The organism is Brachybacterium epidermidis, from assembly GCF_015209585.1.
Taxonomy (GTDB): domain Bacteria; phylum Actinomycetota; class Actinomycetes; order Actinomycetales; family Dermabacteraceae; genus Brachybacterium; species Brachybacterium epidermidis.
The window spans coordinates 47569-60168 of sequence record NZ_JADEYR010000010.1; the positions used below are offsets into that span (position 1 = coordinate 47569).

Genomic DNA, 12600 nt, shown 5'->3' on the forward strand with positions numbered 1-12600 from the left:
ACCGGTCATCCGCCGTCCACGTCCCGTCGGAGCATCGCGACGGTGCCCGTGGCCACACCGAGAACAGCCCACGCCACGAGCCACCAGGGCTCGTTCCCGTTGCTAGGGTCGGAAGTGACGCATCTCGCATCAGACCCCCGGCCGCTGATGCCTACGACACCCCACAAGGAGCCCACCCATGCGTGTACTGGTCATCCGTGCCCACCCCCTCGACTCCAGCAAGTCCCGGTCCATGGCCATGGCCGACGTGTTCCTCGAGGAGCTGCTGTCCTCGCACCCCGACGCTTCCGTCGACGACGTGCGCCTGTACGAGACCGCCGTGCCCGAGATCGACCTGGACATGATGACCGGCTGGGAGCGCCTGGCAGACGGTGAGCACTTCTCCCACCTGACCGGGCCCCAGCAGAACAAGCTCGCCCTGTTCGACCAGTACACCAAGCAGTTCCAGGCGGCCGATCTGGTGGTGATCGCCAACCCCCTGTGGAACCTGTCAGTGCCCACCCGCCTGAAGGCCTGGATCGACACCATCAGCCGGGCCGGGGTCACCTTCCGGTACACGGAGGACGGCGCCGCGGAAGGCCTGGTCAAGGGCAAGACGGTGGTCCACCTGCAGGCCAGTGGCGGCCATTTCGACCAGCAGGACCCGGCCTGCCTCTACATCAGGGGAATGTTCTCGTTCCTGGGGTGCGAGGTGCACACGGTGGCCGCGGAGGGCATGGACCATGAGCCCGACCGTGCCGAGCAGATCCTGCAGGAGGCTCACGACAGGGTGCGGGAGCTGGCGCGCGGGCTCTGAGCCACCAGCCCGGTGCGGGGCGGGTGGCCCAGGGTGGCGGTGGACGGCGGGAAGCGAGTGCGCACGGCCGGTGCGGGGCACTCTCGCGCCCGTCTACGATGGCCCGTGGAGCCGGCACCGTAGGCCGGATCGCGACCCCTCAATGCAAGGAGCATCACCGTGGCCCAGTTCGACATCACCCTCGACGGCAGTCCCCATCTGGTCGAGGAGGGCACGACCGGCACCGAGCTCTTCCAGGGCCGCACCGAGATCATCGCCCTGCGCATCGACGGCGAGCTGCGTGACCTCTACACCCCGCTGGCCGCAGGCCAGGTGGTCGAGGCCGTGGAGATCTCCAGCGAGGACGGGCTGTCGATCCTGCGCCACAGCGCCGCCCACGTGCTCGCCCAGGCCGTGCAGAAGGTGAACCCCGACGCCAAACTGGGCATCGGCCCGCCCATCACCGACGGCTTCTACTACGACTTCGACGTCGCCGAGCCCTTCACCCCGGAGTCCCTCAAGGCCCTGGAGAAGGAGATGAACCGGATCGTCAAGGAGGGGCAGCGCTTCGTGCGCCGTGACATCTCCGACGACGACGCCCGCTCGGAGGAGGCCGACGAGCCGTACAAGCTCGAGCTGATCGGCCTGAAGTCCAACGCCGGGGAGGCCGCCGAGGGCGCCGCCGTCGAGGTGGGCGAGGGCGGGCTGACCATGTACGACAACGTGAACCGCCGCGGCGAGGTGGTCTGGACGGACCTGTGCCGCGGCCCGCACCTGCCCACCACCAAGCTGATCGGCAACGGGTTCGCCCTCACCCGCTCGGCGGCCGCCTACTGGCGCGGCAGCGAGAAGAACCCGATGCTGCAGCGCATCTACGGCACCGCCTGGCCCTCCAAGGAGGAGCTGCGCGCCTACCAGGAGCGGATCGCGGAGGCCGAGCGCCGCGACCACCGCCGCCTGGGCAGCGAGCTGGACCTGTTCTCCTTCCCCGACGAGATCGGCTCGGGGCTGCCGGTGTTCCACCCCAAGGGCGCCATGGTGCGCATGGAGATGGAGGACTACTCGCGCCGCCGCCACGTCGAGGCCGGGTACTCCTTCGTGAACACCCCCCACATCACCAAGGGCCAGCTGTTCCAGACCTCCGGGCACCTGGACTGGTACGCCGAGGGCATGTACCCCGCCATGCACATGGACGAGGAGCGCGACGCCGAGGGCGCCATCACCAAGCAGGGCCAGGACTACTACCTCAAGCCCATGAACTGCCCCATGCACAACCTGGTGTTCCGCTCCCGGGGCCGCTCCTACCGGGAGCTGCCGGTGCGGCTGTTCGAGTTCGGCACCGTCTACCGCCACGAGAAGTCCGGTGTGGTGCACGGCCTCACCCGTGCCCGCGGCTTCACCCAGGACGACGCCCACATCTACTGCACCCGCGAGCAGATGCGCGATGAGCTCACCACGCTGCTCACCTTCGTGCTGGACCTGCTGAAGGACTACGGGCTGGAGGACTTCTACCTCGAGCTGTCCACCAAGAACCCCGAGAAGTTCGTGGGCGACGACGCCACCTGGGAGGAGGCCACCCGCACCCTGGAGGAGGTGGCCACCGCCTCCGGGCTGGACCTGGTGCCCGATCCCGGCGGTGCCGCCTTCTACGGCCCCAAGATCTCCGTGCAGGCCAAGGACGCCATCGGCCGCACCTGGCAGATGTCCACCATCCAGCTGGACTTCAACCTGCCCGAGCGCTTCGAGCTGGAGTACACCGCCCCTGACGGATCCCGCCAGCGCCCGGTGATGATCCACCGCGCCCTGTTCGGCTCGATCGAGCGGTTCTTCGGCGTGCTGGTGGAGCACTACGCGGGAGCGTTCCCGGTCTGGCTGGCCCCGGTGCAGGTGATGGGCATACCGGTGGCCGCCGAGTACGTGCCCTACCTGGAGCAGGTGGCGCAGAAGCTGCGCGCCCACGGCGTACGGGTCCAGGTGGATGCCTCCGACGACCGGATGCAGAAGAAGATCCGCACCCACACCAAGGAGAAGGTGCCCTACCTGCTGATCGCCGGTGGCGAGGACCAGGACAAGGGTGCGGTCTCCTTCCGCATGCGCGACGGCAGCCAGGACAACGGCATCCCCGTCGACGAGGCGGTGGAGCGGATCGTCGCCTCGATCAGGGACAAGGCGCAGGTGTGAGCGAGCAGCCGCGCGCTGCCGAGCAGGACCCGGGGCGCACACCCGAGCCCGTCGTCGAGGACGCCCGTGACTTCGCGGGCGTCCCCGACGACACCCAGCGCTTGTGGACCCCGCACCGGATGGCCTACATCGGCGGCGAGAACAAGCCCGAGGACCCGGACGACGGCCGTCAGTGCCCGTTCTGCACCGCCCCGCAGCGCTCGGACGAGGACGCCTTGATCGTGCACCGCGGTCAGAGCGCCTACGCGATCCTGAACCTGTACCCGTACAACTCCGGGCACCTGCTGGTGTGCCCCTATCGGCACGTCGCGGACTACACGGAGCTCACCCAGGACGAGGTGCTCGAGGTCGCCGAGATCGCCCGCACCGCGATGCGGGTGATCCGCGAGGTCTCGAACCCCGCAGGCTTCAACCTGGGCATGAACCAGGGGCCAGTGGCAGGGGCCGGCATCGCCGCCCATCTGCATCAGCACGTGGTCCCGCGCTGGATGGGGGATGCGAACTTCCTGCCCATCGTGGGTCGCACCAAGGCCGTGCCGATCATGCTGGCGGACACCCGGCGGCTCTATGCCGAGGCATGGCGCTGATCTGCCGGGGCACGGCGCTGAGCTACCATGGCCGCGGCCCAGGTCACCGCGCGCCAGGTGCCACGGCGATCACTCGGGGGAGGGGAGCACAGGATGAACCGCACTGACGCTCCCGCGCGCACCCCCGCCGGGGCCCCCGGGCAACAGCCCGGTCCGCTGCCACCGCGAGGAGCACCCGGGCCGGTTCGGCGCGACGGTCAGGGCCCGCCGGGTCCAGACCCCCGCAACGACGGCTACGGCTACGACGTCGATCGCGTCGATCCCCGCGGCCCGGTCAGGCTCGGCGATGCACGGACGCCACGGGTGCGCAGGCGGCGCGCCTGGCTGCAGTGGCTCGTATGGGGAGGCTCCATCCTGGGGCTGCTGCTGGTGGCCGCGGGTGTCTACCTCTTCGCGATCAGGCCGCTCGGCTTCGGCACCTCGCTGGTGGCGTTCACCGCTGCCCTGGTGCCGGTCACGATCGTGCTGCTGGCGATCTGGTGGCTCGACCGCTACACCCCCCAGCCCCGCCTCACCCTGGTCTATGCGTTCATCTGGGGCGCTGCCGGGTCCGTGGGCCTGACCCTTTTCTTCGGCGGCTTCTTCACCGCCTGGATCAGCCCCCCCGAGCCCGAGGCCATCACCGCCGAGTTCCTGGGTGCGGTGATCCAGGCCCCCGTGGTCGAGGAGTTCACCAAGTCCCTGGGCCTGATCGCTCTGCTGTGCTGGGGGCGGCGCTTCATCGGCGGCCCGATCGACGGCGTGGTCTATGCGGCGCTGATCGCGGGGGGCTTCGCCTTCACCGAGAACATCCTGTACTTCGGGCAATCCTTCCACCAGGCCCAGGCGATGGGGGAGGTGGCCGTGTTCTGGCAGACCTTCTACCTGCGCGGCCTGCTCTCGCCCTTCGCCCATGTGTCCTTCACCGCGCTGTGCGGCCTGGGGCTGGGGATCGCGGCGGAGCGCCGGTCGCTGATGCTGTACTTCGGCCTCGGCATCGGCGGGCTCTCGCTGGGCATGGTGCTGCACGCCCTGTGGAACGGCTCGGCCTTCTTCATCGAGGTCGACCCCGCGGACCCGCTCGCCGGGTTCCTGCGCTACTACCTCACCGTCCAGGTGCCCATCTTCGTGCTGCTGGCCGCCATCGCCATCTGGCTGCGGGTGCGCGAGCGCCGCATCCTGCGCCGCCAGCTCAGCGAGTACGGCAGGGCGGGATGGTTCTCGCCCGACGAGGTGACCATGCTGCTGTCGATGCGGCGGCGCCGGAAGGCGGAGAAGTGGGCGGGTCGCCACGGGGCTCTGGCGCGCATGGGCATGCGCGATCTCATCCGCGCCGCGGTCGAGCTGGCTCTGGACCGCCACAGCGTCCTGTTCGGCAGACCCACTCGACGATCCCGCATGCGCGAGCGCGAGCTGCTGGAGATCATCACCGCGGATCGTCGCCTGATCGGCGCCCTCACCGCGCCCGTCGTGCGCGAGGTGACCCGGCCGGCTGCCGATGGGGCCGCAGCTCCTGCGGGTCGGGCTGCCTCCGCCGTCTGCGCCTGAGGTCATCCCCGCGCGAGCGGCGGTCCACGGCGTATGCAAGGAACCGCTGGCGGCCGAGGTCGAGGGCCGCCCCGTAGAATGGGCCGCCGACAGGACGCACGTGATCGGGAGGAGAACGATGGCCGGGCATTCCAAGTGGGCGACCACCAAGCACAAGAAGGCCGCTCTGGACGCCAAGCGGGGCAAGCTGTTCGCCAAGCTGGTGAAGAACATCGAGGTGGCAGCCCGGATGGGCGGCCCCGACCCGGCCGGCAACCCCACCCTGTTCGACGCCATCCAGAAGGCCAAGAAGACCTCCGTCCCCAATGACAACATCGACCGTGCCGTCAAGCGGGGCGGCGGGCTCGACGGCGGCGGCGTCAACTACGAGACCCTCATGTACGAGGGCTACGCCCCCGGTGGGGTGGCCGTCCTGGTGGAGTGCCTCACCGACAACAAGAACCGCGCGGTCTCCGAGGTGCGTCTGGCCTTCAGCCGCAACGGCGGCAACATGGCGGACTCCGGCTCGGTCTCCTACCTCTTCGAGCGCAAGGGCGTCGTCACCGTGCCTCGGGGCGAGCTCAGCGAGGAGAACCTGCTGGAGGTGGTGCTGGACGCCGGTGCGGAGGAGATCCTCGAGGAGGGGGAGACCTTCGAGATCCACTCCGCCGCCACCGATGTGGTGGCGGTGCGCACCGCGCTCCAGGAGGCGGGCATCGACTACGACAGCGCCGAGGCCCAGTTCGTGCCCACCATGCGCACCCCCGTAGAACTGGACGGTGCGAAGAAGGTGCTGCAGCTGATCGACGCGCTCGAGGACAGCGACGACGTGCAGGAGGTCTACTCCAACGTGGACATCCCCGCCGAGGTCGCCGCACAGCTCGAGGACGAGGACTGAGGTCCGCACGCCGATGTCGCTGCGTGTGCTGGGGGTGGACCCCGGGCTGACCCGCTGCGGCATCGGCGTGCTGGATTCCGCCGGGGGTCGACGTGCCACGCTGGTGGCCGCCGGGGTGGTGCGCTCCTCGAGCGAGGACCCGATCGACCAGCGCCTGCTGGCCATCTCCCGCGGGCTGCGCGCGTCGATCGAGGAGCACGCCCCGGACGTGGTCGCTGTCGAGCGCGTGTTCAGTCAGAACAACACCCCCACCGTGATGGGCACCGCTCAGGTGTCCGGGATCGCGATCCTGCTCGCCGCCGAGCGGCGCATCCCGATCGCCATGCACACGCCCTCGGAGGTCAAGGCCGCGGTCACCGGGTACGGCCGCGCCGACAAGAAGCAGATCCAGGCCGTACTGGTGAAGCTGCTGGGCCTGGACGCCCCGCCCAAGCCCGCCGATGCCGCTGACGCAGTCGCGATCGCGCTCACCCAGCTGTGGCGGGGGCCCGGGCCGGTGCGGCTGGACTCCACCGGCGGGGCGCGCACCAGCGCCCAGGCGCGCTGGGCGGAGGCGGAGCGCGCGGCCCGACGCGCCCGGGACTCCTCCACCTCCCGCTTCTGATCGAACACTCGTTCTAGGGTGGCCGCGTGATCGCTTCATTGACCGGGCGCGTGGCCCGCATCGAGTTGGACGCGCTGGTGCTGGAGGTGGGCGGCATCGGCTATCTGGTGCGCACCACGCCGCAGGCCCTGGCCTCCACCCGCCACGGTGCCGAGCTCACCCTCCACACCGAGCTGGTGGTGCGCGAGGACTCGCTGACCCTGTACGGATTCCCCCACCCCGAGGAGACGGAGATCTTCCGCATCGTCCAGTCGGTCTCCGGGATCGGTCCCCGCATCGCCCTGGCGGTGCTGGCGGTGCTGGAGCCGGAGGAGCTGCGCCGGGCCGTGGCCGAGGAGGACGTCCGGACCATCACCCGCACACCAGGCATCGGGCCGAAGGTCGCCGGGCGGATGATCCTCGAGCTGAGCGGCAAGCTCGCCACCCCCAGCGGGGCGCCGGCGAGCACCACCGCCCCGGCAGGGTCGCCGGCCGCCGCCGGCGGAGGCGGGATCGACGCCGATGTGATCGAGGCCCTGGTGGGCCTGGGCTGGCCGGAGAAGGCCGCCGCCGGCGCTGTCGCCACCGCCCGCGAGGGCGAGGGCTCCGACCTGGATGCCGCGTCCCTGCTGCGCAGCGCCCTGCGCGGACTGGCGAGCGCCCGATGAGCGCGAGCAAGGACCAGGGCCTGAGCGCTAAGGGGGGCGCGGGGGTGAGCGAGAGGTTCGAGGAGGGCGCCGAGGACCAGCATCCCGGGCACCTCACCGACCCCGATGCCGTCGCCCCCGAACGTGCCGCCGAGGCGGCGCTGCGACCTCGTCGGCTCGAGGAGTTCGTGGGCCAGCAGGTGGTCCGCGATCAGCTCTCGCTGGTGCTGGAGGCCGCCACCGGCCGCGGCCGCACCCCGGAGCACGTGCTGCTGTCCGGCCCTCCGGGCCTGGGCAAGCCCCCCCTGGCGATGATCATCGCCGCCGAGCTGTCCGCGCCCCTGCGCATCACCTCCGGGCCGGCCGTGCAGCACGCCGGGGACCTCGCCGCGATCCTCTCCTCCCTGGACGAGGGCGAGGTGCTGTTCATCGACGAGGTGCATCGCCTGGCACGGCCCGCCGAGGAGATGCTGTACATCGCCATGGAGGACTTCCGGGTGGACGTGGTGGTGGGCAAGGGGGTGGGCGCCACTGCGATCCCGCTGGACCTGCCCCCGTTCACCGTGGTGGGTGCCACCACCCGGGCAGGCCTGCTGCCCGCTCCGCTGCGCGACCGGTTCGGCTTCGTGGGGCACCTGGACTACTACGGGTCCGGAGAGCTGCGCGAGGTGGTACGGCGCTCCGCGGTGCGACTGGAGGTGGAGCTGGAGGACGAGGCCGCCGCCGAGATCGCCTCCCGCTCCCGCGGCACCCCCCGCATCGCCAACCGTCTGCTGAGGCGGGTCAGGGACTGGGCGCAGGTGCGCGGCACCGGCACCCTGGACCTGGAGGCGGCCCGCGAGGCCCTGCGGGTGTACGAGGTCGACGAGCGCGGGCTGGACCGGCTGGACCGCGCCGTCCTCAGTGCCCTGTGCACACGGTTCGCCGGGGGACCGGTGGGGCTGTCCACCCTCGCCGTCGCCGTGGGGGAGGAGACCGAGACGGTGGAGACCATGGTCGAGCCCTACCTGGTGCGGGAGGGCTTCCTGGTGCGCACACCGCGAGGACGCACCGCGGCACCCTCGGCGTGGAGCCATCTGGGGCTTGCACCCCCGGAGCCGCAGACCGGCACCACGCCGCCGCTGGGTCGCTTCTGATCCCGGAGCGGTAGAGTGGGGCGGCCCGACCCGGGCACCGCTGTGCCCTTCGCCCCCTGACCACTGCTCCCGGGCCGCCCGTCGGAAGGAACCCTGTGGAATCCCTGCTCCCGCTCCTGTTCATGTTCGCCCTGCTGATGCTGCCGATGGTCTGGCTCTCCAGCCGTCAGCGCAAGATGCAGCAGCAGCAGATGGAGGCGGTGTCCCAGCTGGGCATCGGCGACGAGGTGCGCACCCATTCGGGCTTCTACGGCATCATCGTCGAGGAGTTCGGCGACCAGGTGATCCTGGAGACGGAGAACGGGGCCCAGATGAAGTGGGACCGCCGCGCGATCTCCGGTCTCGCCCAGCCCACCGGCCCGGCCGCGGAGGCCGCGACCGCCGATGGCGCCGAGGCCGATCGGCTGGACCCCGCGCTGGAGGACCAGGAGCGCGTCGACCCCGCTCCCTCGGCGGTCTCGGACGATCTCTCCACGCCGTACGATGACAGCGTTCGTCGCGAGGACCCGGCCGGGACCTCGGAGAGCGACGGGTACGAACAGGATCGCCGCCAGCGCTGATCATCGCCTGATCAGCCGTCTCCCGGCGCCTCCCGCTGCCCTGCCCATCGCATTGACCTGCCCGTCGTCCTGAGGAACCGCGCTCCATGCCCCTGCGCCGTCTAGCTCTTGCCGCACTCGCGGTGCTCATCCTGCTGTTGGGCGGTGGTATCGCCGCCGGCACGAAGTGGGGCGGTTGGCACCCGGCACCGGCCCTGTCCCTCGATCTGGCCGGTGGTACGCAGGTGATCCTGCAGGCCACCTCCCGTGACGGCTCGCCGATCGACCGGGACGCCATGGAGCAGGCCCGGCAGATCATCGCCCAGCGCGTGAACGCCATGGGTGTGGCAGAGACCGAGATCACCGTGCAGGGCGGCACCAACATCGTCATCGACGTACCGGGCACGATGGACCAGGCCACCTCCGAGGCCCTGCGGCAGACGGCCGCCATGGGCTTCCGCCCGGTGCTGGGCGTGGTCGCACCCGAGGGTACCGGGGAGGCGCTTCCCTCCGACGGCGGCGGCTCGGACGCGGGCGCCTCCGATGCCGGTGGCGACGCTGGCAGCGGCGAGACCTCCCAGCCGCCCGCCGATCCCAGCGCCCTGCAGTTCGACCCCCTGGTGGGCACTGATCCCTCGATGGCACCCACGCCCACCGCTCCCGGTCAGGACGACCTGCCGTACCCCGCGTGGTCCATGGACTGGCTCACCGCCGAGATCCAGAACGAGCTGATGACGGTCGACTGCACCGACCCGGCCGCCCAGCAGGAGCGGGTCTCCCAGGCCGCACCGGATGAACCGGTCGTGGCCTGCGACCCCGACGGCACCCAGAAGTTCGTGCTCGGCCCCCAGGTGGTGGCCGGCTCTGCCGTGCGCGATGCCAGCGTGGGCTCCGACATGACCCCCACCGGGCAGCCCACCGGCTTCTTCGTCACCAACATCCGCTTCCAGGACGACGCCGCGCAGTCCTTCTCCCACATGACGCAGGCGCTCTACGGCGGCGAGGGCGCCACCACGGCCTTCGCCATCGTCCTGGACGGCCTGGTCATCTCCGCCCCCACCGTGGAGGAGCCCTCCCCGGGCGGTGAGGCCTCCATCTCCGGCAACTTCACCCAGGAGCAGGCCTCCCAGCTCGCGGACCAGCTGCGCTTCGGCGCGCTGCCGTTGGAGTTCGAGGTCGCCTCCGAGCAGCAGATCTCCGCCACGCTCGGCTCGGACCAGCTGGAGAAGGGCCTGATCGCCGGCCTCATCGGGCTGGCGCTGGTGGTGCTCTACGCGATCGGTCAGTACCGGGCCCTGGCGGTGGTCACCACAGGCAGCCTGATCGTGACGGGGACGCTCGCCTACGGCATCCTCACGGTGCTCTCCAACATCCCCGAGATCGGCTACCGGCTCTCCTTGGCGGGAGTGGTGGGCCTGATCGTCTCGATCGCCTTCACCGCCGACTCCTTCATCGTGTACTTCGAGAGGGTCAGGGACGAGATCCGCGACGGCCGCGGGATCGTCTCCGCCGTCGATCACGGCTGGGCCCGTGCGCGCCAGACCATCCTTGCCTCCGACGCGGTGAACCTGATTGCCGCGGTGGTGCTGTACGCGCTGTCCACCGGCGGTGTGCGCGGATTCGCCTTCGTGCTGGGCATCACGACGATCCTGGACCTTGTGGTGGTGTTCCTGTTCACCCACCCCCTGCTGCAGACCCTCGTGCGCACCCGGTTCTTCGGCAAGGGGCACCCGATGAGCGGCCTGGACCCCGCGATGCTGGGCCGCAGCGTGCCCGCCTACGCCGGCCGAGGGCGGGTGCGCACGCTGAGCGAGACCCGGCCCCGCGGGCGCAGCTCCCGGGCCGTCGAGCCGGAGCCGCGGCTCACCCTGGCCGAGCGCAAGGCACTGCGTGCCCAGGAGAGCGCGCAGGAGGATCCGCCCAGCAGAGGTTCAGATCCGACCGGGGAGGAGAACCGATGACCACCGCACTGTCCTCCTTCGGCAACTCCCTGCACGACGGGACCCGCTCCTTCCCCTTCGTGCGTCGACGCCGCACCTGGTACCTGCTCAGCGCCGTGGTGCTGCTGGTGCTGGGCACCATCGGGGCCCTGCGCGGCCCGGCCCTGGGAATCGAGTTCACCGGGGGATCGGAGTTCCAGATCGCCGGTGTGGGCGATGCCGATCAGGCCGTGGCCCGCGACATCGTGCGCGAGCACGTGCCCACCAACGAGCCCAAGATCTCGGTGCTCGGCCAGGACACCCTGCGGGTGCAGACCGAGCAGCTGGATCCCGCCGAGACCAGCACCCTGGCCCAGGAGCTCGCCGAGGGGTACGGGGTGGAGACCTCGAACGTCTCGACCTCCTTCGTGGGACCGGTGTGGAGCGGCGACATCACTCAGAAGATGCTGCGGAGCGTCGCCGTGTTCCTGGCGCTGGTGGCCCTGACGATGGCGCTGTACTTCCGCAACCTCAAGGCCTCGATCGCCGCGATGCTGGCGCTACTGCACGACATGGCGCTCACCATCGCCGTGTACCTGGTGGTGGGCTTCGAGATCACCCCGGCCACCGTGATCGGCTTCCTGACCATCCTCGGCTACTCCCTGTACGACACGATCGTCGTGTTCGACAAGGTGCGCGAGAACACCGAGGACCTCACCTCCCAGCACCGCTTCACCTTCGCCGAACAGGTGGAGCGTGCCGCGAACCAGACCCTGGTGCGCTCGATCAACACCTCGGTGGTCGCCCTGCTCCCCGTCGGCGCGATCCTGGCGATCGGCGCCTTCGTGCTGGGGGCCGGCACGCTGAAGGACATCTCCCTGGCGCTGTTCGTCGGCATGCTGGCCGGCACCTACTCCTCGATCCTGCTGGCCCCCGGGCTCCTGGTGGACCTCCGGCGCCGGGAGCCGGAGATCGTCGCCCACACGCGCCGCGTCCGCGGCGGGTATGACGCCGAGGACCCGGGAGCCGAGGACCCGGCCCACGTCGAGGCCGACACCGGTGAGCGCGATGTCGAACAGGCCGCCGACCGGGACCCGGATGACGTGGACACCGAGGTCGCCGAGCGCACGGACGCCGCGCCGACCGAGGACCGATCGGATGATGCGCCGCACTCCACAGCCGCCGACCGCACCCGATACCAGCCGCGCCGCACCTCACGTCGGCGTCGGAACGCACCACGACGAGGACAGCCATGACCGCCGACCACCGCCTCGCCCAGCAGGTCGCCGACCTGCTCGGCACCCATATAGCCGAGTACCCCGACTTCCCGGAGCCCGGAGTGCTGTTCCGGGACATCACGCCGCTGCTGCGCGACGCGAAGGCGCTGCGCACGGTCATCGAGTACTGGGTGGGCATGCTCCCGGAGAACATCGAGTACATCGTGGGCACCGAGGCCCGCGGGTTCGTGCTCGGTGCGCCGCTGGCCTACGAGCTCGGAGCCGGATTCGTGCCCGTGCGCAAGGCCGGCAAGCTCCCCGGCGCCCCTGCCTCCCTGCGCTATGACCTCGAGTACGGCTCGGCGGAGGTGCAGATCCAGAAGGACGCCCTGCCCGCGGGGGCCCGCACCCTGGTGGTCGACGACCTGCTCGCCACCGGCGGCACCGCGGCCGCGACGGTGGAGCTCACGCGCACCTTCGGTGTGGAGCTGCTGGGTGCCTCGTTCCTGATCGAGCTGGAGGGGCTGCAGGGCCGCGAACGGCTCCCGGACGTCCCGATCACCACGGTCTGGTCGATCCCGAACTGAGACCCGGCTGCCCGCGGACTCGGGT

At 70.7% G+C, this 12600-nt stretch carries 12 protein-coding genes; all 12 read left to right on the forward strand.

Features of this window, described 5'->3' with window-relative positions:
* The first annotated feature begins 178 nt into the window (after positions 1–178).
* The 12 genes from IOE58_RS09755 to IOE58_RS09810 all read left to right on the forward strand — a co-directional run bounded on the left by IOE58_RS09755 (position 179) and on the right by IOE58_RS09810 (position 12575).
* A complete protein-coding gene (locus tag IOE58_RS09755) occupies positions 179–796 on the forward strand; it encodes an FMN-dependent NADH-azoreductase (protein ID WP_193866196.1) in 618 nt (205 codons plus the stop codon).
* Between the two features lie 159 nt (positions 797–955).
* Positions 956–2956: a threonine--tRNA ligase gene (thrS, locus tag IOE58_RS09760; protein ID WP_193866197.1), complete on the forward strand. Its 2001-nt coding sequence runs from the start codon at positions 956–958 to the stop codon at positions 2954–2956.
* Complete coding sequence (locus IOE58_RS09765; RefSeq protein WP_193866198.1) at positions 2953–3543, forward strand: HIT domain-containing protein; 591 nt, start codon at positions 2953–2955, stop codon at positions 3541–3543. The genes thrS and IOE58_RS09765 overlap by 4 nt, the downstream gene beginning before the upstream one ends.
* A 93-nt stretch (positions 3544–3636) precedes the next feature.
* Positions 3637–5070 (forward strand): PrsW family intramembrane metalloprotease, encoded by a 1434-nt coding sequence (locus IOE58_RS09770; protein ID WP_193866199.1) that lies wholly within the window; start codon positions 3637–3639, stop codon positions 5068–5070.
* A 118-nt stretch (positions 5071–5188) separates the two neighbouring features.
* Positions 5189–5947: a YebC/PmpR family DNA-binding transcriptional regulator gene (locus IOE58_RS09775; RefSeq protein ID WP_193866200.1), complete on the forward strand. Its 759-nt coding sequence runs from the start codon at positions 5189–5191 to the stop codon at positions 5945–5947.
* A 13-nt stretch (positions 5948–5960) separates the two neighbouring features.
* Positions 5961–6551 (forward strand): crossover junction endodeoxyribonuclease RuvC, encoded by a 591-nt coding sequence (ruvC, locus tag IOE58_RS09780; RefSeq protein ID WP_193866201.1) that lies wholly within the window; start codon positions 5961–5963, stop codon positions 6549–6551.
* Positions 6552–6577: 26 nt separating this feature from the next.
* Positions 6578–7198 carry a Holliday junction branch migration protein RuvA gene (gene ruvA / locus IOE58_RS09785; protein ID WP_193866202.1) on the forward strand — a complete coding sequence of 207 codons (621 nt, stop codon included), beginning with the start codon at positions 6578–6580 and terminating at the stop codon, positions 7196–7198.
* Complete coding sequence (gene ruvB, locus IOE58_RS09790) at positions 7195–8313, forward strand: Holliday junction branch migration DNA helicase RuvB (protein WP_228019572.1); 1119 nt, start codon at positions 7195–7197, stop codon at positions 8311–8313. Before ruvA ends, ruvB begins: the two co-directional genes overlap by 4 nt.
* A 95-nt stretch (positions 8314–8408) precedes the next feature.
* Complete coding sequence (locus IOE58_RS09795; protein WP_259891326.1) at positions 8409–8873, forward strand: preprotein translocase subunit YajC; 465 nt, start codon at positions 8409–8411, stop codon at positions 8871–8873.
* Between the two features lie 86 nt (positions 8874–8959).
* Positions 8960–10813 carry a protein translocase subunit SecD gene (secD, locus tag IOE58_RS09800; protein WP_193866204.1) on the forward strand — a complete coding sequence of 618 codons (1854 nt, stop codon included), beginning with the start codon at positions 8960–8962 and terminating at the stop codon, positions 10811–10813.
* The gene (secF, locus tag IOE58_RS09805) at positions 10810–12027 is read left to right on the forward strand and encodes a protein translocase subunit SecF (protein WP_193866205.1); all 1218 of its coding nucleotides are present in this window, start codon (positions 10810–10812) and stop codon (positions 12025–12027) included. Before secD ends, secF begins: the two co-directional genes overlap by 4 nt.
* A complete protein-coding gene (locus tag IOE58_RS09810) occupies positions 12024–12575 on the forward strand; it encodes an adenine phosphoribosyltransferase (protein WP_193866206.1) in 552 nt (183 codons plus the stop codon). Before secF ends, IOE58_RS09810 begins: the two co-directional genes overlap by 4 nt.
* The last annotated feature ends 25 nt before the right edge of the window (positions 12576–12600 follow it).

Excerpts from the sequence above, each read along its gene's own strand:
- IOE58_RS09755 (WP_193866196.1), top strand. The coding sequence starts at position 179 with ATGCGTGTACTGGTCATCCGTGCCCACCCCCTCGACTCCAGCAAGTCC.
- IOE58_RS09770 (WP_193866199.1), top strand. The coding sequence starts at position 3,637 with ATGAACCGCACTGACGCTCCCGCGCGCACCCCCGCCGGGGCCCCCGGG.
- IOE58_RS09775 (WP_193866200.1), top strand. The coding sequence starts at position 5,189 with ATGGCCGGGCATTCCAAGTGGGCGACCACCAAGCACAAGAAGGCCGCT.
- ruvC (WP_193866201.1), top strand. The coding sequence starts at position 5,961 with ATGTCGCTGCGTGTGCTGGGGGTGGACCCCGGGCTGACCCGCTGCGGC.
- ruvB (WP_228019572.1), top strand. The coding sequence starts at position 7,195 with ATGAGCGCGAGCAAGGACCAGGGCCTGAGCGCTAAGGGGGGCGCGGGG.
- secD (WP_193866204.1), top strand. The coding sequence starts at position 8,960 with ATGCCCCTGCGCCGTCTAGCTCTTGCCGCACTCGCGGTGCTCATCCTG.
- secF (WP_193866205.1), top strand. The coding sequence starts at position 10,810 with ATGACCACCGCACTGTCCTCCTTCGGCAACTCCCTGCACGACGGGACC.
- IOE58_RS09810 (WP_193866206.1), top strand. The coding sequence starts at position 12,024 with ATGACCGCCGACCACCGCCTCGCCCAGCAGGTCGCCGACCTGCTCGGC.